17 protein-coding genes are annotated in these 23,121 nt (G+C 47.8%); 15 read left to right on the top strand and 2 right to left on the bottom strand.

Annotated features, from left to right (window positions below; translation table 11 throughout):
* Position 1 precedes the first annotated feature (1 nt).
* From EYO21_07910 to EYO21_07885, 6 genes are all read left to right on the top strand, one after another.
* A complete protein-coding gene (locus EYO21_07910; GenBank protein HIB03725.1) occupies positions 2–1,153 on the top strand; it encodes a hypothetical protein in 1,152 nt (383 codons plus the stop codon).
* Positions 1,154–1,240: 87 nt separating this feature from the next.
* Positions 1,241–2,275, top strand: coding sequence for a DUF1611 domain-containing protein (locus EYO21_07905; GenBank protein ID HIB03724.1), 1,035 nt, complete (start codon positions 1,241–1,243; stop codon positions 2,273–2,275).
* Positions 2,272–3,285: a dipeptide epimerase gene (locus EYO21_07900; GenBank protein ID HIB03723.1), complete on the top strand. Its 1,014-nt coding sequence runs from the start codon at positions 2,272–2,274 to the stop codon at positions 3,283–3,285. Before EYO21_07905 ends, EYO21_07900 begins: the two co-directional genes overlap by 4 nt.
* Complete coding sequence (mce, locus tag EYO21_07895; GenBank protein HIB03722.1) at positions 3,282–3,689, top strand: methylmalonyl-CoA epimerase; 408 nt, start codon at positions 3,282–3,284, stop codon at positions 3,687–3,689. Before EYO21_07900 ends, mce begins: the two co-directional genes overlap by 4 nt.
* Before the next feature lie 129 nt (positions 3,690–3,818).
* The gene (locus EYO21_07890) at positions 3,819–5,666 is read left to right on the top strand and encodes an excinuclease ABC subunit C (protein ID HIB03721.1); all 1,848 of its coding nucleotides are present in this window, start codon (positions 3,819–3,821) and stop codon (positions 5,664–5,666) included.
* Positions 5,667–5,669: 3 nt separating this feature from the next.
* Positions 5,670–7,523 (top strand): hypothetical protein, encoded by a 1,854-nt coding sequence (locus EYO21_07885; protein ID HIB03720.1) that lies wholly within the window; start codon positions 5,670–5,672, stop codon positions 7,521–7,523.
* Here EYO21_07885 and EYO21_07880 read toward each other — a convergent pair.
* Both EYO21_07880 and EYO21_07875 read right to left on the bottom strand, forming a co-directional pair.
* Positions 7,520–8,278: an inositol monophosphatase gene (locus EYO21_07880; protein HIB03719.1), complete on the bottom strand. Its 759-nt coding sequence runs from the start codon at positions 8,276–8,278 to the stop codon at positions 7,520–7,522. The two genes, EYO21_07885 and EYO21_07880, sit on opposite strands and share 4 nt — an antisense overlap.
* 17 nt (positions 8,279–8,295) lie before the next feature.
* Positions 8,296–9,900 (bottom strand): sodium:alanine symporter family protein, encoded by a 1,605-nt coding sequence (locus EYO21_07875; protein ID HIB03718.1) that lies wholly within the window; start codon positions 9,898–9,900, stop codon positions 8,296–8,298.
* 191 nt (positions 9,901–10,091) lie between these two features.
* Here EYO21_07875 and lepA point away from each other — a divergent pair, with 191 nt between their 5' ends.
* The 9 genes from lepA to EYO21_07830 all read left to right on the top strand — a co-directional run bounded on the left by lepA (position 10,092) and on the right by EYO21_07830 (position 23,104).
* Positions 10,092–11,897, top strand: a complete 1,806-nt coding sequence (gene lepA / locus EYO21_07870; GenBank protein HIB03717.1) for an elongation factor 4 — start codon at positions 10,092–10,094, stop codon at positions 11,895–11,897.
* A 42-nt stretch (positions 11,898–11,939) separates the two neighbouring features.
* The gene (locus EYO21_07865; protein ID HIB03716.1) at positions 11,940–12,665 is read left to right on the top strand and encodes a CPBP family intramembrane metalloprotease; all 726 of its coding nucleotides are present in this window, start codon (positions 11,940–11,942) and stop codon (positions 12,663–12,665) included.
* 92 nt (positions 12,666–12,757) lie between these two features.
* On the top strand, positions 12,758–13,621 hold the full coding sequence (locus EYO21_07860; protein HIB03715.1) for a zinc ribbon domain-containing protein: 864 nt from the start codon (positions 12,758–12,760) through the stop codon (positions 13,619–13,621).
* Complete coding sequence (locus tag EYO21_07855; protein HIB03714.1) at positions 13,618–14,388, top strand: prolipoprotein diacylglyceryl transferase; 771 nt, start codon at positions 13,618–13,620, stop codon at positions 14,386–14,388. The genes EYO21_07860 and EYO21_07855 overlap by 4 nt, the downstream gene beginning before the upstream one ends.
* Positions 14,357–15,277 carry a hypothetical protein gene (locus EYO21_07850; GenBank protein ID HIB03713.1) on the top strand — a complete coding sequence of 307 codons (921 nt, stop codon included), beginning with the start codon at positions 14,357–14,359 and terminating at the stop codon, positions 15,275–15,277. The genes EYO21_07855 and EYO21_07850 overlap by 32 nt, the downstream gene beginning before the upstream one ends.
* Complete coding sequence (locus tag EYO21_07845) at positions 15,267–18,617, top strand: hypothetical protein (GenBank protein ID HIB03712.1); 3,351 nt, start codon at positions 15,267–15,269, stop codon at positions 18,615–18,617. The genes EYO21_07850 and EYO21_07845 overlap by 11 nt, the downstream gene beginning before the upstream one ends.
* Positions 18,559–20,001, top strand: a complete 1,443-nt coding sequence (locus EYO21_07840; GenBank protein HIB03711.1) for a hypothetical protein — start codon at positions 18,559–18,561, stop codon at positions 19,999–20,001. The genes EYO21_07845 and EYO21_07840 overlap by 59 nt, the downstream gene beginning before the upstream one ends.
* Positions 19,998–22,085, top strand: coding sequence for a ribonuclease R (gene rnr / locus EYO21_07835; protein ID HIB03710.1), 2,088 nt, complete (start codon positions 19,998–20,000; stop codon positions 22,083–22,085). Before EYO21_07840 ends, rnr begins: the two co-directional genes overlap by 4 nt.
* Entirely contained in the window at positions 22,085–23,104 is a 1,020-nt protein-coding gene (locus tag EYO21_07830; GenBank protein HIB03709.1) for a DUF4837 family protein, read from the top strand. Before rnr ends, EYO21_07830 begins: the two co-directional genes overlap by 1 nt.
* The last annotated feature ends 17 nt before the right edge of the window (positions 23,105–23,121 follow it).

Below are 23,121 nucleotides of genomic sequence, written 5' to 3'. Positions count from 1 at the left end.
ATTGAAGCTTAACAGTTTCTTCGAGGGTTGGTTCGGACGTTATGTCCTACCCGGTATCATCATGCAGTCTGTACTCATAGGCGGTGGGTATGCGACTGGTCGGGAGATTGTTGAATACGGAGCAAGGCTCGGGGCTATAGGGTGGATTGCCGGATTGACTATTTTCTTGGGATTTGCCTTTCTCAGTTTTCTCACTTTTGAACTGGCCCGGATTTACAAAGCTTACGACTACCGGTCATTGGTAAAACAGGTAGCGTGGAAACTGTGGTTTTTTTACGAGATCGTTTACGTGTTGCTGGGGGTTATTGTTATCGCTGTGATGGCTTCTGCCACCGGTGAGATTGTCCAGCAGACCCTGGGTTTGAACTACTGGGCCGGAGTTTTCAGCATTACCGTTGTGGTGGGCATTTTGAATTTCTACGGAGGCCATCTCATAGAACGGTTCAAGACGTTCGGTACAGCTGTTCTTTATTTAGGTTACATATTCTTTTCGCTGATTGTTCTTTCAGATCGGTGGGGAAAGGTCGTAGCCACACTTACCAAGGGTGACACCTCTTTTTCCTCGGAGCCAGTTACTGTAGGAATGGCCATTACTGTTGGTATTGTCTATGTGGGTTATAATCTTGTTTTTGCTCCCGCCCTTTTCACCCTCAGACGACAGTCTACCCGAAGAGAAACTTTTTGGTCCGGGATGATTGCCGGTTTTCTCATGACGTTTCCTTGGTTTCTCACCTACTTCTGTCTTATGGGTTTTTATCCCGATCCACAAGTTTTTAAGGCCACTGTACCCTGGCTAGTGATGCTGGAGACAGTGGGAGGGTCGGCTATCATTACTCTTTTTGGTGTTGTGGTGGGGTGGACACTCATCGAAACCGCCACAGGTATTGTCCACGCAATTATTGAGAGGCTTCACGCCCATGCGAAGGAACTGGGTCGGAAACCGATGACTCATTCGCAAGATGCTTTGTTTGCCACCGCCATGCTTCTGATTTCTGTGGGGCTGGCGAGGATCGGTATCGTTGATCTCATTGCAAAAGGGTACGCAGCCATGTCCTACGGAATGATCGTAGTTTACATTATTCCACTTTTGACAGTCGGTATCTATCGCATCTTGAAACCTGAATGGAAAAAGGAATTTTGGGTGCAGGCATGATTTCTGTTGCTCATCTCTCCCTGCCTTATTACCATCATGTCCGTGTGAGACAGTGGGAAGATAGATTAATATGTTTTTAACCGGGAGATTACCGTGAAACGGTATGCTGCACTTGTAGAAGGCAGGTTTGATTTTCTCTATGCCAAAACTGCCAATGCTCTGTTGCGATACAGGCCTGAGGAAGTGGTCTGCTGTATAGATTCAGAGAACGCCGGGAAAACGACGAATGAGGTCATAAAACTGGGCGGCGATACGCCTGTTGTGGGTTCATTCGAAGAGGCGATGGATTTCAATCCCGACACGCTTGTAGTGGGGGTCGCTACTCAAGGTGGTTTTTTGCCAGACAACATGCGACAATGCGTGCGTGAGTCCATTGAAAGCGGGATTAATGTGATTTGCGGTTTACATGCTTTCCTTTCTGAGGATGAAGAGTTTGCTCCGCTGGCTGATAAACATGGTGTCAGCATCACCGATTTAAGGAAACCGCCGTCGCCACTGCCGTTCTCAGAAGGAACTTGGCGCACTCGAAAAACACCCACCCTTTTGACAGTCGGGGACGATTGTGACACCGGTAAAATGACGGCGGCATGGGAGTTGAAGCGGCAATTAGAAGAGAAGGGAAAGAAAGTTGCCTTTGTAGGAACCGGACAGACGGGGATACTTCTAGGCGGATTCGGTGTTGCGGTGGATGCCATCGTGAGTGATTTTGAGGCTGGTTCAATTGAGGCTGAAATTGACCGTGTAGGGGATGATGTGGATCTCATTGTTGTGGAAGGGCAGGGTAGCATTTCTCACATGGCCTATTCCGGCGTTACGCTGGGACTTTTGCACGGCACCATGCCGGATATGCTTTTGATGTGTCATGAGCCGGCTAGGGATATTGATACATTTGAACATCCTATGGCAGACTTCAAAGAGGTGATGGATATTTATGTCCGTCTCGTCCAAATATTCAAACCGTGCGAGGTCATGGGACTTAGCCTTATCACACATACTGAGAGCGAAGATCAGGCCAAAACCACAATTCAAAACTACAGTGACAAATATGGAATTCCTGCTGTGGACCTGGTTCGATTCGGTGGGGATCAAGTTATTGATGGCCTTTTATCAAAGCTTGGATGAATTTCCATTACTCCACATACAGACTTGAGTTAAAGCACCGCTTTACAATAGCCCGGGGCTCTGAGGATATGGTGGATGTAGTACTGGTTTACTTCACAAAAGATGGTTTTACGGGCGTTGGTGAGGCGGCCCCGTCAGACCGCTATGATGAAGATGCACTAATAATTGTTAAGCATCTCAATTCACTTTCGTTTGATGAGTTGTCGGTGAACGATTCTCTCGATGACTGGCTGGATGCCGCACTTCCTAAGGCTAATGGTATGCGGTCACTGGAAGCTGCCTTTGATCTCGCTTTGCACGACCTTTACGGCAAGCTGAATAACACCGCGGCCACAGATCACTTTGGTGCTGACCCTAGTAAGGCGTGTATGACATCCTTCACTATCGGTATTGATGACCGGGAGAAGATCAGGGAAAAGGTGATGGAAGCTGAAGAGTATCCTCTACTTAAAGTGAAGCTCGGAAGCGATAACGACAAGGAGATCATTAACGCTTTGCGTGATGTCACCGACAAGTTGATTCGTGTGGACGCCAACGAAGGATGGGATCTGGAAGAGGGAAAGAAAATGTGTGACTGGCTTGCTGAACGGAACGTAGAATTTGTAGAGCAACCGCTCCCGGCGGATAATCTGGACGACACAGTAAAACTCCGGGAGTATTCACCATTGGAATTGGTTGCTGATGAGAATTGTATCGATTCCGGAGACATTCCTCCAATCTCTGACGCCTTCGATGGCATCAACATTAAACTGATGAAATGCGGTGGTCTACGGGAAGCACACAAAATGATTCAGATGGCTAGAGAGCGCAATATGAAGATCATGCTCGGATGCATGGTAGAAACATCTATTGCCATCACCGCTGCCGCCATCCTGTCTCCTCTGGTGGATTACGCCGATCTCGATGGAAATATTCTTACATCAAATGACCCTTTCGATGGTGTGAAAGTTGTAGACGGTATGCTAGTCCTCCCGGAAGGTTCTGGACTCGGTGTTAATCTGAAAGAGTGAGGATTCTTGGTATAGAACACGTGGCCATCGCCACCGATGAGATCGACAAGGATGCTCCTTTCTGGAGGTACATCCTTGGTATCAACCGGAGTGTCATGGAAGACGTTCCGCACGAAGGTGTGACTACGGACATATACGATACTGGGAGGGGAAAGATTGAGCTTTTGGCGGAACTTGGAGAAGTTTCATCCATTAAAGGATTCCTCGAAAAACAGGGTAAGGGGATCCACCACATCTGCCTCCAGGTAGATGATATTGTTGCGGCGACGGCTGAACTGAAGGTGAATGGGATTCGCCTCATCAATGACGAACCTAAAGTGGGTGCGGAGGGTTACAGGATAATCTTTATCCATCCCGAAAGTGCCGGTGGCGTATTGGTAGAGTTGGCCGAAAGGCCCGAGTGAACACCGTCCAAAACCCGTCATCCTTCGATGGGCTCAAGATGACAAGGTCCAATCTGCTTGCCGTTGACCTTTATGGGCTTCAGGTTCTGATTGGGTAAATTTGGGGCACTGAACTCTGAATTTGCTCTAATGTCTGTAACCGACACAATCCAGGAAAAATTATCGCAGCTACCTCGGAAGCCCGGAGTTTATCTGTTTAAAGATGGTAAAGGGAAGACGCTCTACATCGGGAAAGCAAAAGTGCTGACCAATCGTGTTCGAAGTTATTTTCACAAAAGTGCGAATCATTCACTAAAAATCAACTCCCTGTTACGCAAGGCAAAAAACCTTGAGTGGATCGTTACAGGCAGTGAAGTGGAAGCGCTTTTGACAGAGGCAAATCTTATAAAGGAGCAGATGCCTCATTACAATGTTCTCTTGAGAGATGACAAGTCATTTCCATATATCAGAATTACTAATGAGCCATATCCACAGGTTTTCATTACCAGAAAACTTATTCATGACAGTTCGAAATACTTTGGCCCCTTTACCGATGTTAGAGACCTCCGTCGGACCTTAAAAGTTCTTCACAAGATATTTCCCATTCGGAGTTGCGACTATAAACTAAACAGCGCAACAATCTTAGCGAAACGGTATTCGATCTGCCTCGACTACCATATCAAGAAATGCCAAGGTCCATGTGAAGGGCTGGTAACTGAAGAAGCCTATCAGGAGATGATCTGCAACGTTATCCGGTTCCTGCACGGTCAGACGTCTGGCATACGAAAAAGCCTGAAAGAGCGGATGGATTTGGCGGCCAGCAATAGGCGTTACGAAGAGGCGGCCGTTTACAGGGATCAGTTGCAATCGATAGAGGCTTATACAAAACGGCAGAACAAGGCGACCGCTTCCTTTGAGGACCGGGATGTAATAGCTATTGCCGATGAAGGTAATGACGCCTGCGGTGTGGTTGTCCGCATTCGCGGCGGCAGGATTGTGGGACGGGAAAAAGTATTTCTCATGGGTGTGGATGATGAGACCATGGAGCGGATGGTTTCCGATTTTATCCGACAATTCTACCTCATCACCCATTTCGTCCCCGGTGAGATCGTGGTGCCGGCCAGGCCGGAAGACGAGGAGACTCTCACTAGCTGGCTCGAATCGAAACGGGAAAAGCGATTAAAATTTGTTGTGCCTCAAAGGGGTGAAAAAGCGAGGCTACTAAGAATTACTCGTCAGAACGCTGACCTACTACTTAGCGAACAACTTAGAAAACGAAAACGTCGAAGGGAGTTAATTCCGAAAATGGTGAGCCAGTTGCAGGAAGACCTCCATCTTGCTGTGCCTCCGCGGAAAATTGAGGCATTTGACATTTCAAACATTCAGGGGAAGCATCCGGTGGGGAGTATGGTCAGTTTTGTGGATGGGAACCCAAAAAAGAGTGATTACCGAAAGTTCAAGATCAAAACTATTGAAGGTGTTGACGACTTCGCCATGATGCGGGAAGTGGTCCACCGGCGCTACTCACGGCTAAAGAGTGAGCAAACTGCTTTTCCGGATCTTATTCTAATCGACGGTGGGAAGGGGCAACTTAGTATGGCTGTGAGTGCACTAAAGGAACTGGGTCTAAGCTACATACCGGTGGCTGCTTTGGCGAAACGGCTGGAAGAGGTGTTCCTGCCGGACTATTCTGACCCTCAGTCCGTTTCGAAGGCCTCACCGGGACTTATTCTACTAAGGCGAATTCGTGATGAGGCACACCGGTTCGCTGTCTCTTTTCATCGACAGCGGCGTTCAAAATCGGCTACCAAATCACTATTTGACGATGTAAAAGGGGTGGGTCCGATCACCCGAAAAAAGCTTTACGACAAGTTTCAGGATCTGGAAACAATAGCTCAGGCTTCACCCTCAGAAATCAAGAACAAAATAGGCGTGGCACTGCCATTGGCAACAAAGATCATCAAGACAGCTCGACGAGAAATGGCGATTGAATTATAGATCATGACGCAAAGAAAATTCCCCAGATATCTGTACCAACATCTGAGGACGACCCTAGGCAGAGAGCCTTCTGATGAGGAGCAGTCACTGCTTCTAAGGTGGGCCGAATTTGATAGGCAGCGAAGATTTGCTCAGATTCTGACCACAAGCGAAGAGATCGGTGCGCCAATCTCTTTTTCCAACTTATTCAGGTCGAAAGGTTCAGTCACTCTTAATGCCTTAGAAGAGGTCATGGGCCGAGCTGTCAATGATCTGATTGCATCGGGAGTAACTCCACATATGACATCACTTCTCTGCCGTACCCCAAGGCCAGAGAAGCGTGGCGTTAGGACAACCGTAAGTCGTACTGCGAAGGCAGTGGGAAATGAACCGGTATCCTTTGAGTTTACCGATAATGCTTCTGGTTCAGTCATCGTGGCTGCTTCCAGCGGTGATCAAGTTCCGGAAGAGCCCTCCAAAGGAGCTACCGATGGTGACGCTGTGATTCTATTAGACTCTCCCTCTGGCGAGCGTCTGTTGACTCCCTTGCTTCAGGAGTTAGGAGATGTTGAAGAATGTATTGTCACGGTTCGGGTTGAAGAGGCTGATCTGCCAACGCAAGCTATCAGGCTGGCAAAGCTTTTCCTGATGGGGGTGCACCTCAACAGAAAATCTTCAAAAGTGGTTGGACAAATAGCTTTCATGGTGGTCTTCCGAAATGGTTCTGAAAACAAGATCAGGAAAATGGCACGAAAGCACAATGTTTCGGCATCACTTGTGGGAAGAATATCCGAGGGTAACGTCTTCAGAGTTGCCGGAGCTGACATTTCTTTACCTGTATCCTGTTTCAGTCTGTTTGACAGTGAGGAAGCAGTCCCGTCCGACATCCGAACACCGGATGAGTTGATGCATCAATCCGGTATTACCTTGAATAAGATTAAACAGTCGAAATCTTTCAACTCGGCCCTATTGGTTATCTTAGCTACTGAGGAATGCGTGGTAGCTTCACGACTTGCTGCCGAAGTTCCGGGCAGTTTTATAAGCATATCAGCCAATGATCACTTGGTTTGGCTCGATCCAAAAAGAGGCGCTCAGGCAGCCGTTGCTGCAGCGGTCCGGAGAATTGTGAGTGGGGGTGTAGCTCCCATGCATGCTGCCGTTTCCGTACATCTCCCGGGAAGATTGACTGAGAATGAACAATACCGTTTCCGGGAGATAGCTGAAGGGGTTAGTACAGCTGCAGCCGCTTTTCAGCTGAATGTCAATTCAGCCAGGGTGTGGTTTTCGGAGAATGTTGCCTTACCTCTGTTGACGGTGGCTGTGTCCGGTTGGTCTGATTCGGCAGCGTCGGAACTGACAGCAGGTTTCAAGGACGCCGGTGATTTTATTTTGATGCTCGGAAGTCACCGAGGGGAACTGGGGTGTTCTGTTTACGCTAGACTCAAATTGGGTTCAGCTAATGGGCCGGTGCCTATGGTGGATCTTGCCACGGAGAGACAAATGAGGGAAATTGTTCTGGTGGGTAATAAAGTTGGGCTTATAAAGTCAATAATCCACCTGTCGGCGGGTGGTCTTGCTGCTACGGTTGCTCACGGATTGATCTGTGGTGGGGCGGGCCTCGGCGCAAGGATTCATATGAGTTCCAAGATCAGGAATGATGAACTCCTTTTCGGTGAAACAGAGGGCCTGACAATCATTTCAGTGGCTGAAGAGTCCATCATCGAGATTGAACGGCTATGTATGAATTCCGGTGTGCCATGCACCGCCATCGGGCGGGTTACCGATAACGGAATATTTACGTTTAATGACCTCCTGAAAGTGAAAGTTGAAAAGTTGTTTGAGAGTCAGAAGGAGGGTAGAAAAAAGATTTTTGGCTAGCGTTTCAGTTGATCCTGCATGGCGCTGTGGATGTGGCCGTTTGAAGCCAGCACTTCGCGATTGAACAGCGCAAAGTCACTTCCGTCCGTTTTAGTCACAGAACCACCTGCTTCTTGAACGATGAGTGCCCCCGCCGCCATATCCCACGGGTTCAGCTCATATTCCCAAAAACCGTCCAGCCAACCCCGGGCAACGTGACAGAAGTCCAGAGAGGCGGCTCCCGCTCGGCGGACACCTTGTGTAAGGTCAGTGAAGTTTCTGAACAGGTCCATATTTCGGGACCAGATTTTGTCATGCTCATAGGCGAAACCCGTGGCTAAAAGGCCCCTTTTCAGGGAATCAGTGGTGGAGACAGTAATGGGATCACCATTACAGAAAGCACCTCCGCCGGCTGTGGCACTGTAGACGTCGCCGAAGTGAACATGGTTAATCACCCCGGCAATCGGTTTTTCTTCTTCACAGACTGCAACGGAGACGGCGTAAAAGGGGTAGCCATGAACAAAGTTGGTAGTGCCATCAATGGGATCGATTACCCAGAGAAAACCTGATCCGGTTGGGGTGCCGCCGGCTTCTTCTGTGAGAATCTGATGGTCAGGAAACTCCGCTCTGATGGTTTCAATAATAATCTTTTCTGAAGCGACATCTGCATTTGTTACCAGATCAGTGGTTCCTTTATAGTCGATCTTAAGCGTCTTGTTGGCTTGTTCAGAAATAAAAGAGGCCGCTTTATCAGCGGCCTCTAGTGCTACTTCCAGAAACTTATCTTTATCACTCACCCTTCTTTGTCCTGAAGTGCTAGGTGTTCCTTGTAGGTGAGATGTTTTTTCGAAAAGTATTCCTTGGTCATCTTCCTCAGTGAGGTAGAAAGAATGATGATAGATATCAAATTCGGGAATGTCATAATCCCAAGTGCTGCATCACCGAATGCCCAGATTGCCTCCAATTCAGCGATTGCGCCGATAAAGAAAAATAGTATAAAAAACCATTTATATATTTTCAGAGAGCGACTTCCGAACAGATAATTGGCACTCCGATCCCCGTAATACGACCAACTGATAGCCGTAGATATGGCAAAAAGTAACACCGCCAAGGTGACGATTTTGTCCCCGTATGGGAAAAGCCAGCTTAAACCTTCCTTGAAGGCGAAAGATGTAAGAAGACTACTGTTGAGAAGTTTGTGTCCGTTATATATTCCACTTTCAAGAATCAGCCTGATCGTTTCAGGATCGGATTCAGTCATTCTTACGAAATAGGCTGTATACTTCCATGCTCCTGTTGTTATGATGACCATTCCAGTCAAAGTGCAGATTATCAGGGTGTCGATGAATGGTCCAAGCATTGCTACCGCTCCTTCCCTGATCGGGTATTTCGTCTTTGCGGTAGAGTGTGCGATTGCGGCGCTGCCTTGTCCGGCTTCGTTTGAATAAAGACCTCGCTTAATACCCCACAACATTGTCATCAGAACACCTCCACCTACACCCGCGATTCCAGCAGGTGGATTAAACGCCATGGAGACCACCATTCCAAATCCCTTACCTATCTCTGAGAAGTTCGTAATAAGGATAGCTATGGCAGCCGTGACATAAATAGCAGCCATGATAGGTGCGAGGTAACCGGTTACATTTCCGATACGGCGAATTCCACCAACGATAACCAGACCTATGATGGATGAAAGAACCAGACCGTTGATTACTTGCATTATAGACAATTCAAATCCTGTCCATACTGTGTGTTTCAATGTCAAGAAGTGGGTTTCACCAAGTACTGTTGCCACTTCGGAGTAGATTTGGTCAGAAACAGTAAAAGATTGAATGGCGTTTCCGGTAGCGAAGGAACAAATTACAGCAAAACTGGCGAAAGCTACCGCTAACCACCGCCATTGACGCCCCATTCCGTTCTCAATGGTATACATGGGACCTCCGGCCGTAAGGCCGTCATCTCCAATCTGCCTGTATTTCAGTGCCAGGGAGCATTCCGCGAATTTCAGTGTAGTTCCAAAGAACGCCGTGACCCACATCCAGAAAAGGGCGCCAGGACCTCCGTAGTAGAGAGCAGTTGCAACCCCTGCAATATTTCCGATCCCAACTGTGGCTGATAGGGCTGTTGTGAGGGCTCGGAAATGATTCAGATCACCCTCATCATTGGGGTTGTCATAAACACCACCTGTAACTTTTACGCCATGCCACAAATGTTTGATTTGGGGAAATCCGAGCCAAACAGTAATAAATATTCCGGTGCCTACTAACATAAGTACCATTAGGGGGATGGGTGAAAAAGAGGGAAAAGACCAGACCGCGTCGAACAGCTGAACACCAAAAAAAGCCAGGAGAAAAATAATGATTGAAAATGATATTAATCCCGCTCTCGCTTTTGTCATAGATGATCCCCCGTTCGGTCCGAAACAACAGTTAAATAGATGGCGATGAGTTTACGATACCGTGTGGATTATGGCAAAGGGGAAAGGGGTAGAGAGCTGAGGACGCGAACAACGCGTGTAGCTTACAGATTTTAATTTTCTCTTAGTCTCGTCTTTTGGTGTCTTAGTAACATACAGGTAAATTCGCCGTCGTGAAATCAAACTATATTCGAAATTTCTGTATCATAGCCCATATTGACCATGGCAAGTCAACACTGGCAGACCGCTTTCTGGAAATGACAAACACGCTCTCGAGGCGGGACATGAAAGATCAGGTCTTAGATGACATGGAGTTGGAGAGGGAGCGGGGCATTACCATCAAAAGCCATCCCATTCAAATACATTACCATAATTCGGACAGCCAGGAATATATATTTAATCTCATTGACACACCGGGGCATGTCGATTTCTCCTACGAAGTTTCCCGCTCATTGGCGGCCTGCGAAGGAGCAATTCTGCTAGTGGACGCGGCCCAGGGTGTGGAGGCGCAAACAGTGAGTCACGCTAACAGTGCCATGGAAAATAATCTGGAGCTTATCCCTGTTTTGAATAAAATAGATCTCCCAACATCTAGGCCTGACGAGGTGAAACAGCAACTAATGGATCTCATCGGTTGTTCTGAAGATGAGATTCTCAATGTTAGTGCCAAGACCGGCGAAAATGTGGGTGATCTCTTTACAGCTATTGTTGATAGAATTCCACCGCCTGCTGAAGCCGAAGGAAACGCACCGCGGGCCCTCATTTTTGATTCAAATTTTGATTCCTACCGTGGCGCAATTCCCTATATACGCATGTTTAGTGGTGTTATTGAACCGGGGATGACTGCCCAGTTCATGTCCACAGGAAAACTGAGGGAGATCACTGAGGTGGGTCACTTTGTGCTGAAACGGGTCCCAGCCAAGAAGCTAAAGGCAGGAGACGTTGGTTACATCGTGGCTGGTTTGAAAGAAATTAAGGAATTGCAAGTCGGGGATACCATCACTACCAAAGAGAATCCTGCTGATAAGGCGTTGCCTGGTTACCAGAAAATGAAGTCGATGATATTTTCCGGGCTCTTCCCAATAGTCAGTGACGATTATGAACGGCTTCGTGACTCCATTGAAAAACTTCAACTCAATGACGCTTCACTGGCCTATGAGCCCGAAACATCCACGGCACTGGGGTACGGCTTCCGGTGCGGTTTCCTGGGGATGCTCCACATGGACATTGTTCGGGAGCGGTTGGAACGGGAGTTCGATCTCAGTCTCATTACTACCGTGCCCAATGTGAAGTATGAAATTCTTAAAAACAATGGTGATATTATCGAAATTGACAATCCCACAAAACTTCCGACACCAGGTGAAGTAGAGGAGATCCATGAACCGTATGTGGCGGCGGAGATCATTTCTCCGTCCGAATACATGGGTGGCCTTATGAAGCTTTGCCAGAATAAGCGGGGAACATTTGTGAACACTCATTATTTCTCCGAGCAGCGTGTGCAACTGAAGTATGAACTTCCCCTGTCGGAAATCGTCTTCGATTTCTACGATAAACTAAAATCGGTTTCCCGGGGATATGCTTCGTTCGACTATGAACATATTGGCTTCCGGCCGGGACCTCTGAAGAAACTGGATATTCTCATCAGCGGCGATACGGTGGATGCGCTCTCCATAATTACTGATCGTGATTCAGCTTACAGCAAGGGAAGAGAGTTGTGTAAGAGTTTGAAAGAGGTTATACCCAGACAGATGTTCGAAGTGGTAATTCAGGCGGCCATCGGTTCAAAGATCATTGCCCGAGAGACTGTACGGCCTTTCAAGAAAAATGTGACAGCCAAGTGTTATGGAGGTGATATTACCCGAAAGAGGAAGCTGTGGGCCAAACAGAAGGAGGGTAAGAAGCGGATGAAGCAGATCGGTAAGGTGGAGGTTCCTCAGGAGGCGTTTCTTGCTCTGTTCAAGGTTGACCAGGGAAAGTGAGCGCCATTTATCTATAATTCCGGGCTTCCATCTCACTCATTGATGAAAAATAGCCTCTCTTACTGGTCGCTATCGAGCTCTCCATACTATAGTTTCATTTTTGTTCTGCCTTTCTTCGCCATTTATGAGGTAATGGTACTGTTCTTGAGTCGGGATGAAATGGTGACCCTACGTAACGGTGCCGATGTACTTCTGAGGCAGTTTCTGGCCATGTTCGGCGACTGGGGATTCTATATATTGAGCATTTCTTTCATTGTCATTTTTCTTGTTGTATTCCTCCTCCAGAAAAAAAATTGGCATATCACAGTGGTGAAAAGCGACTATCTCCTCTGCATGCTGGCTGAGGGAATATTCTGGGGATTTATGCTCTACCTGCTCATGCGGTATGTACCGGCACTCTTAATGTTCCCATCAGGGAAAGACCTTATACGGCAGGTGGTACTAGCCATCGGTGCCGGGCTCTATGAAGAATTCGTTTTCCGCGTCGTAGCCATCACAGCCGTATCGCAGCTTTTTAAACTCATATTCATGTGGAAGAAGAATTGGCGGCTAGTCATGTCTGTTATCACCTGCGCCGCCCTCTTTTCAGGGTTTCATTTTGTCGGTCCCTACGGTGATATGTTCGATGTTTCGGTCTTTCTATACCGTCTTTTCGCCGGAACCTTGCTCGGCTCACTATATGTTGTGAGAGGTTTCGGAATTGTTGCATACACCCATATGATTTATGACTTCGTCGTCATATTCGGTTTGACGGTCACAGTGCCATAATTGCTCCCAGTTGGACTGTGCCCCAAGTGGAGGAACTCTCCTTTGCCTTTTCCGTTGATAATCCGTGACAGTGAACCTAAACTCCAACGGATGTGAAAACGCGCTCTAGAACGGTTTTCCTTCTCCTTGCGGGACTTCTTTCGGCATCACAAGCCCAAGACAGTCCCTTTAAAAGTTTCATCGCCGCCATTTGGCCGGAGTACGATCGACCCGGCGTGCTGGTGATCCTGACGGGTGAGATCGCGAATGAGAGATTACCCCTGAATTTAAAATTTCCTTTGCCGGAGGGGGCGGAAGTGGCTATGGCTATTGGTCAAAGCGATACATCTTCCAATCTTTCACCGTTACCAGAGATTCGAGAATCGGGAAGGCGGTGGATCGATACCAGAATTGTTAAACAGGAATTTCAGATTGAGTTCTATTACAATCCATTCAGTGAAGGAGATCGAAGAGAGGGAGAATACATTCTCCAACTGAATTATCCGCTGGAGGAATACCACGTCGCAATTCAGCAACCGCTGGGTGGCGAAAATTTTAGATTCTCGGAAACGGGACTTGACAGCATCAGTGATGACCATGGTCTTTCTTATATGAGGAAGCACATATCACAGCTCCTCCCAGCAGGCACGCCGAAAACGTTCTCATTCTCTTACATCAACAGGACAGGAAGACTGACTGTTGACATCTTACAGGACATGCTGGAAAGGATGCCGCCTCAGAATTTACAGTCAGACACCCCCCAGTCCGGAGTTGTGAATCGGTACAGTCTTCCCACCTACGAACCGTATGCAATTCTCTGCATTGTTGTAGTTCTTATTGGTGTAGTCTTTTGGCAATCAGAAAAAAAGCAAAAAATGTCTACGATTGACATGGGGGAAAATTTCTGCCCCAACTGTGGAGTGAAGATTGACGGCACTACAAATTTCTGTTCAAATTGTGGAAACAAACTGGCATGATACCTTATATCATTGAAATCGGCCCTGTCAAAATCCCGTCCTATGGATTTATGCTCATGGTGGCTTTCATGGTTGATTATTACCTTCTCACAAAGGAATTGAAGCGCCTCGGAAAAGATCCCGAAATGGCCGGGGACGCTGTTTTCTGGGCTGCCATTGGTGGGATTGTCGGTTCCAAGATTTATTATATGGCTGAGAATTTTCGTGCTTTTTCCGCCGATCCCTTGGGAATGATCTTCAGCGGATCTGGCCTTGTATTTTTTGGAGGACTTGCCGGGGGGATGCTGGCGGTGACTCTTTATATAAAGAAAAAGAATGAACCATGGTTAGCATGGGCAGACATGGTTGCTCCACTTTTGATACTGGGATATGCTACAGGTAGAATCGGTTGCCTACTTGTGGGAGACGATTACGGTGTTGCCACTGATTTGCCGTGGGGAATGACTTTCCCGAAAGGTGCACCGCCCACACTGGTGCCTGTTCATCCTACTCAAGTTTATGAAACCCTCATGGGATTTGGCATCTTTGCCATCCTCTGGAAATTGAGAACAGTGTCGTGGCCCCATGGGAGACGGTTTGCACTGTACCTCATGTTGGCGGGAACGGAACGGTTTTTGATTGAGTTTATACGTACTAACAACGAATATCTTTTAGGCCTATCCGGTGCACAAATTATTTCCATATGTATGTTCATTATCGGAATCACTCTCATCAATAAACTGGGAAAAGCCTCGCATGATGATTCCGCCGCGGGAGCGGAAACTTAGACAAAAAAGAATAACAGGTCTCCCCATCAGACAACTCTTTCTGATGCTGCTTGCTACGGCTTCAATGCAAGGTCAGGTGACGCTTAGCAATTGGACGCAAATTCAGATTCCGCCAGAGCTCACCGGCAATCAGTTTTCGCCTACGCGGATGGCGGTGAACTCTTTCGGTGATCTCTATCTACTGGATGAAGAAAGGTCGCTTATTGCTCGGTTGCCGGCTGATGGTGACAATGCCCGAATAGCAGGAGGTTGGGGTGAGACAGATGAACTATTCACCAGCGGCAGCGATCTCACCGCCGCACCGGGACTTGATGTTCTTATTGTGGACAGCGATACTCACCGGCTTCTCAAGTTTGACAGGCAACTGAACTTTTTGGAAGAGCTGGATCTTCTTTCAACAGACAAACCGGTGGAGTTTCCTTCAGCGGTTGCCCGCAATCACGCCGGTGAAGTATTGGTAGCAAGTGACTCCGAAGCCGACCTTACACTTATGAATATAGGTGGAACTGTCATTTCGGTTATGGGTGGAGAGAACTATGGCACAGACAGATTTGTTGATATTAATTCAGTGGCAATCAACTCCACCAATGAGATCGGCCTCATAGATAGTGACAACCGGTTCCTGGTACTGAGTAGGAATGGCCGGATGCTCTGGCGCAGGTCACTGAATATGGAGTTAAAATTTATCGAAACCACCGGAAACGAATGGCTTGTGGGAACTGTCAAGGGTGAATTCTTTATTGTAGGTCAGGATAGTCAAGCTGAAGTAATGCAGGAAAGTTTAACACAGTGGGCCGTCTCCGACATGGCTTTGGCAAATGGAACTGTCTATATTCTTGAAGAGGGTTCAGGCCACATCTTTCAAGCCCAATTGATATATGCTGAATAGAGTACTTTCGTTACTGCTGCTCACTTCACTATCCTTGGGGAGAGCCGATGACAACCGATTAGTCGCTGTTGAGCATTTCATCGAAACGATTACTATTGCTGAAGGTGACTCAACGATTACTTTTTACCAACGGTTTGTCATTGAGGGATCTGTATCAGTCGTGGGCGATTCCATTTCTCTTCCCGACTTCCGACTAGACAGTGTAAACGGAATGTTGATTCTAGAAGGAACTCTTCGGCAAGGTGGTGTTGTAAAGGTTTCCTACGACTATCTCAGGGGCAATATTCCCGTAGCGGTAGAACCTGCAGTCAGTCGGTTGCCTTTACTGGGTATGACTCCTATTAGATCAGCCAAAACCGCTACAATGAACAACACCGCAAAATTTCCCCGTTTACCTCTAGTTGTGGACGGCACCATTTTCCGATCCGTCGGCATTTCCTCGAATTCGGGAACTATTATGAACGGCGGGCTTCAGTTGAACCTTCAAGGAAAACTGAGCGAAGAGATGACCATCAACGGAGTCCTTTCCGATCAAAACACGCCGATTCAGCCGGAAGGTGACACCAGAACCCTTAGTGAGATTGATAAAGTATTTATTGAAGTAAAACACCCAACTGTAATAATTAAAGCTGGTGATATAGATCTAAAACTCCGGAATGGCCGGTATCAGCGACACGATCGCCGCCTTGAAGGGGTGAATTTCTCATCAGGGGGTAAGGAGAGAAATACGTCCGTAGTCGTCGGTTCGGTCCGAGGAAAATTTCGCACAATGGCGTTCAGAGGCGAGGATCAGAACCAAGGACCGTATCGCCTCACCGGAAAGGAAGGCGGTAGACGAATCATGATCACTGCCGGTTCGGAGAAAGTCTGGTTGAATGGTGACAGGTTGAATCGCGGAGAATCTGCTGATTATACCATCGATTATGGTCAGTCTGAACTAACCTTCACACCAAGGCACCTAATCGATAGTAACAGCCGCGTCAACGTGGAGTTTGAGTACGCCGATTTCGGCTTCCAACGGCAAGTGGCCTCCGCTGGAGCCAGCAAGAAATGGGGTGGTGAAAAGGTTGCGGTGGCAATAAGCTGGGTCAGAGAAGCTGACAACATTTCTGGAAACACTTTTTTTCCTCTCACATCTGAGGATCGAACATTGCTTGCTACTTCCGGAGGTTCGTTAATCGTCCGGTCGCTGGCTGTCCCTGATTCATCGGGAGAATATGTTCGTACTGTAAATCCAGATAATCCGGATGATTCTATTTTTATTTACAGTATTACAGGATTTGATGAACAGACGTATAGTGTTGGGTTTCACAATGCGGGTGCTGACGGTCTTTACGCCCGGCGAGTAACAGCGGAAGGACGACTCTATTTTGAGTATATCCCGGAATCAGAACGAAAGCAACATACCGATCTCTACGTGCCGTGGAAAATGCTGTCAGCGCCGCAAATGCAACAGGTGGCAAACATTACAGCAGCCTTCAAATTGGCGGATCAAACAGATTTATCAATTGAAATGGCCGGTTCGGGGCTGAACCCTAACAGACTGGCTCAGGGTGTCACTTCCTCAGGCGGAGTAGCGGGAGAGATATCTATTTCACACAAATCCGAACTTCCGGCACAACTCGGCGCCATTGCCATTAATGCTGAAACACGGGGCGCTGGGAGCGGCTTTATGTCGCTTCAGCGGGAGTCGCCGGTGGAGTTCTGGCGAGAATGGAACCTCCAGAAAAAAAGCTGGGATTCGGCAGTGGCGGGCGGGTTGAAACGGCAAACGACCCAAATCACGTTGTCTCACGATCTTCCGGAAAGGGCCACCACCAGTTTCAGTTTGGGAAGATATGGAGATGTGACTCAAAGGTCAAACAGATGGCAGGTTCGGTCCAGTTACAGTGCCCGGTACTTGAACAAATTGTCTGTCGATTTCACTGATGTTCAGCGAGAAACGGTGGGACTGCCAATTTCCCAATGGTGGCGCGGTCGCATTTATACCAGTCTGTTACCGGGCGACATACATCCTTACTTTCGGCGGGAAGAGGAAATGCGAACTGCTGACATGAAGTTTGACGAATCGTCGGCTGGTATCCAGGTGGAAAAGGGGCGGTTCCACGGAAATCTTGGCATTGTCCAGCGGAACGATTTTCGCGGTGAACTCACCTCTCCAACTTGGCTAGATGAAGGAGAAAGCTGGCTCGGAGAGATAGATTTAAAAGGACGATCTGGAAAAGGTTTAAACACTACCCTTGTCTTGAAGCAGAGGCTAAAGAGCTTCAATGATGGGCGGGATGACCTGAACTACAGACTGGCAAGAGGTTCTGTGAAATACAGTCCGAAAAGAGGAGACACCCAGGGAAGTTTTGATTTCCGGCTGGAAAGGAACCTTTATGAAGAAAAGATTATGGTTTACGATTCGGTGGCGTACGGCATGGGTCAGTTCCGTTACGACAGCGCTACCGGGCTCTATATTGAAGATCCGGCAGGCCACTATGTGGTGTTTCACTTGCCATCGGGGATCAGGACACCTGCCACGCACCTGGTAACGGGGATTCGACTAAGCAAGAAATTCCGAAACTCTCCTAATGCCCTATTGAAAGATGTTACTTGGCGATTTCTGGGATCCACCGATTTCACTGGACAGGAAGCCACAGCTACTGCTGTGTTAACACCCTCACTCAGTGGTGCGGGAATTAACCGTTCCCGGCTCACAGCGCAGACTGATCTCCGCTATGTGCCGAGAAAAACGCGCAGGAGAGTAAGTTTAAAAGCGGCGGGTCAGAGAGAGGTGGTGGCACAGTCCATCCAGGAATTGCGGGACAGGCAAAAGCAGGAGCTGACTTTAAATTGGGAAGAGCCGCTTGGGGAGCTGTTCACTTTGGTTTTGGATATATCGGGACACTTCATAGATCACAACTCATCTATTTTAAGCAGAAAGCGAATGACGGAGGGATGGATCTCTGAGACAGGTGTTAGGTGGCGACGTGACCAGGCGTTGCAGTTGGGGGGTGACTTGATTATTGGGAAGAATATAGGAGAGAGTGCGTCCAAATCGCACGATCTTACCATTACAGGTGTTCAGCTAGAGACACTCATGTTTCCAGGACGTCGTGGCCGCATTGACGGCTCTCTGGGCATGTTTAATGTTTTTCAGAACGGTGAGACACTCTCTTCCCTTCCGCCGGAAGCAGCCCGAGGGATGCAGCTGGGACTGAACCTAAGATCGACCGTCACTGCCGTTTTGAATCTGACAGAGGAACTGACCCTAAATCTCAATACTACCTATCTCCATGATGCCGTCCACCAAAACTTCCTCATGTTTACGGGAGAGGTCCGTGCTTCGTTTTAAACACATCATTGCAGGTCTGTTGTCGTTAATGAAGTTGCTTCATGCCGGAGACAGTCTAATAGTGGAAATAGACAGCAATAAATATGACGTTGCACAACGGATACAAGAAAGTGTTAAATGGTGGGAAGAGAGTGCAGTCACAGAAGGCCGGCTTCAGGCTAGCCTCCATTTGCAATCCATCAGACGAAACGATATTTCAGGATCAATACATCTTGTCTGGAGTAACAGCTATAGTGAAACAGTTTCCATCGATTCTGTAGTTTTTGCCGGCACCGATCAGCTTTCGAATGGAATCCTTGGGAAGATCGGTTCACCGTTTGTTGAGCGTCCGGCATCTGCCACCACTTTGGCTGAGGTCCACTCAAGGCTGACGAATTACTCTTTTCTTGAACTGACTGATACTCCAAGCTACTGGCGGTATGGGGATAAAAAGATAGCCCTTGTTGTACCGGTCCGTTCACGCTTCAACAATAGTTTTTCCGGTATTGTTGGATACCGACCCGATGGTGACGGGAAAGGAAGATTAACTGGGGATCTTTCCATCAGATTAGGCAATCTTTTCGGCTCGGCAACAACTACTGAACTGAATTGGAACAGGAAAGACGAGCGTTCTCAGGATCTGGCGCTTAAAGAGGTAATCCCCTTTTTAGGATCCATCGATTTTGGTGCTCAGTTCGGTTTTTCTCAGTCACTGCAGGACGGTCTTTTTCTAAGACGGCAGGCGGATGTGGCCGTTACCTCGGTCCGATCACGTTTTGGTAACCTATCAGCGGGAATATCTAAAGCCGTTACCACAGCAACGGATCTTGGCGTTGAGAGCGGAATTGAGGGATACAGCATCCGTGCAATTACTCTTCGACAGAAACTGGACAGAAGAAATCATTCCTATTTATCAACCAGTGGTTTTTTACTAGACTCCAGACTGGATATAGGTGATTTACGCAGTGAAGACAACAAGAGTAAACTACTGGCCGTGGTCTCAGCCAAAGGTGAGTGGATAAAGCCTCTAATTGGTTCATGGAGCGGCTCTTTGACAACCTCTGTTGGACGGTCAGCTATTGTTGGCGGTGGGTTGACTCCGGAGGGGGAGCAGTTCCGTTACGGTGGTGCAGCCACTTTACGTGGCTACCGGGAGAAAATGTTCAGATCGGACTGGATGGTGATTCAGCAGTTTGAATTGAGATATCAACAGGGTAACACAGTTTGGCTGTACAGCTTTTTAGACGGAGCGCAACATTCATTCCCGGGGCGGCCACTGGCGGTCGGCATTGGTCTCAGGCAGACCACAGTCTTGGGGCTTCTTACCGTAGAGTATGCCGTAAATAAGGAGAGTAGACCTTCTGAAGGAAAGATTCACATCAGGATTTCGGGCGAGATCAAATGAAAAAAAAGATTCTTGACACTCTCCGGAAGCATTTGGGGAAAACTTTTCGCAAGCGGGAACTGGCCCGGAGCATGGGCGTCAGTAATAATAACTACCGAACTTTTAGTCGTGCCGTGAATGAGCTTCTGAACGATGGGTCTCTCATCAGAGTAAGAGGAGGTGCTCTTGTACTGGCATCTACCGGGGAAAGGCTTCGTGGTACTTTGGCACTTACCAGCCACGGCTACGGCTTTGTCTCAACCGATGAAAGATCAGAGGACATTTTTGTGGGCCGGAAAAACCTTAAAGGAGCTCTGAACGGTGACACCGTTGAGGTGATTGTCCTCCCCGCCACACGACACCACCGGAGTGGAGGAATTATACATCGGGTCGTTGCCAGAAAGGCGGACCAGTTTGTCGGGACGGTGGTGGGTAACAGAGGACATTTTAAGCTTTTGATTGAACCTGTCTCCCCACGAAGGGGAATCGTGCTGGAGACTAAGAAAAGTGACTCAATCTCTGATGGTGATATTGTTCTTGCTAAGGTGACTGACTGGGGTAGCCCACATTCCCCCGTTGTCACCAAACTTGTTGAACGGGTCGGCTCTGTTGAAAATGCTGAAGACGATATGGCCGTAGTTTGTTACAAGTATGATTTAACATCTGAATTTCCCAACCGGGTTGTGAAAGAGAGCAGCAAATGGACAGACCAGGATATAAAGAATGAGATTCCGAACCGGACTGATCTGAGGGATCTGGTAACCCTAACCATTGATCCCTGGGACGCCAGGGATGTGGATGACGCCGTTTCAGTACAGCGGAACGAGAACGGAAATTTTGTCGCCGGTGTGCACATTGCCGATGTCAGTTTTTTTGTATACGAAGGTTCTGAACTGGACCGGGAAGCGCGAAAGCGGGGAAACACCGTCTATTTTGCTGAGGGGACGGTAAGGATGCTCCCGGACAACCTTTCCGCAGAACTGTGCTCACTGCTACCGGATGTAGATAGACTTGCCATGTCTGTTCTTATGGAGCTGGACGGTTCTTTCAACGTAGTGTCAATCAGAGTGGAGAAGTCAGTCATCCAAAGCAAACACCGTTTTACTTACCGGGAAGTGCAAAAAGTGCTGGACGGTGAAAATGCTCCTTTTGCTGAAGAGCTGAGAGAGTTAAATAAAATTGCTAGGAGATTATCCCAAAAACGCCACCAGGCTGGTAGTATCGATTTTGACATACCGGAGCCCATTTTCAAGTTTGTCGGCGGCGGGAAACCCCACGAGATCACACCCAGTGAACGTCTGGAAAGTCACCGCCTTGTGGAAGAATTCATGCTGCTTGCGAACCGGGAGGTTTCAAAAAAGGTCATCAAACGTCGCAAGAGAAAAGATGAATTCATATTTCGGATCCACGATGAGCCTCCGGAGGATGATATGGAACGGTTCGTTGGCGTATTACGTCGTCTCAGTTTGGGGAAAAACATACCTCAGCGCCTAAAGCCTGCCGATTTCAGGGACATCTTGGAAATGGTAGAGGTATCACCTTACCGAGATTTGATAGAGAAACTTGCCCTCCGCACCATGTCCAAAGCGATCTACAGTATCCACAACCGGGGTCATTTCGGTTTGGCTTTTCAAACTTATACTCACTTCACATCTCCTATAAGAAGATACTCGGATATTTTGGTCCACCGTTATCTTAAAAAAAATATTCTAAGAGACAATAGCATTAAAGGAATTTCCAGAGAAACTGCCAGCGCCATAGCCAAAGAGGTTACCGAAGCGGAAATCAAATCAGTAGAAGCAGAGAGGGAATATATTAAACTGAAGCAAATCCGTTGGCTTTCACAGCACATTGGGGAGAAATTCGACTCCATTATTTCTGGAGTAATTTCAGTTGGATTCTTTGTTGAACTGGAAAACACTATGGTGGAAGGTTTTGTGAGCATCGACTCGTTGCAGGATGACACCTACTTTTATGATGAACTGGAATTTGCCATTATTGGTAAGCGTTACGAAGAGAAGTATCAGCTTGGGCGCAATGTGAGGATTCGCGTTCGAAGCGTCAGCCTAGAAAAGCGCCGTGCCGATTTTGACCTCGTAAATTGATGAAGGAGAAGATTATTTTAATAAGGACAGCATTGGCGTTGGCGTTTGTTCTCTCTGGTTGCGATTACAAACCACGGGCGGGCGGTGTTGAGAATCAGCTTCATGTTGTGGTTTCTTTCGAGGATCGGCCTCACGTGAAGGCCGTTATCGACTCCGTTTTTGGCAGGGCTTTTTATACCCCTGCTCCGGAAACCTATTTTGATATCACTTACATCGACCCTTTCGAGTTCAGTTCTGTGAAGCGAAGTCACAATCTGCTGGTGATCTCGGTACTGGGAATCCCTGATACCACCGCCGATAGGATCGCCAGGTCAATGCTTCCCTCAGCTCAGCTAGACCTCGCCGCCGGCGGGAATAATCAGGTCTTCTCCACTCGGGATTATTTTGCCCGCGGCCAGGTTTTTTCACTGGTTGTTGGCAAAGATCCAAATGATCTGATTCGCGGATTACGCGACAGAGGAACGTGGCTTTTTCAACAGTATGACAAGGCTTTCTTAGAGAGACAGAAAGAACACGTTTTCAAACGGCGAGAGGAGAAACAACTTTCCGCTGAACTTTGGGAAAAATACCACTGGCGTCTTCGTATTCAACATGATTATGTCGTGATCAGGGAGGAACCTGAACGGAATTTCGTTTGGATCGGGAGATCATTCCCATACAGGTGGTTCTCTGTAAACTGGATAGATAAACCAAGGTCTAAGGAACTTGATCAGCTGATGGTAACTGAACTGGTAAACGATTTCCCCATGGCTTATTATGATAAGATTCGATTTACCGATGTCTATCAACGAGCTGAGCCTATTGATTTAGGCGAGTGGAAAGCGTGGAGGGTAGAGGGTCTCTGGGAGCATAATGAAGAGGTAAAAGGTGGACCATTTATCTCATATGTCTTTTATGACGGAAAGTCCGATCGGCTGTTTCACATCAATCTTCTTGTTCACAGTCCTGGCCAGAAAAAAATTATATCGCTGCGCCAGATGGAGATCATGGTGCACACATTCTCCACTGAGGCCGGCTGATCCGGCCTGATCCCGTT

It is taken from the genome of Candidatus Neomarinimicrobiota bacterium, from assembly GCA_012964825.1.
Taxonomy (GTDB): Bacteria; Fidelibacterota; Marinisomatia; order Marinisomatales; family S15-B10; genus UBA2125.
The sequence above is the reverse complement of the archived record's forward strand: the minus strand, read 5'-3'. Positions and strand labels throughout refer to the sequence as shown.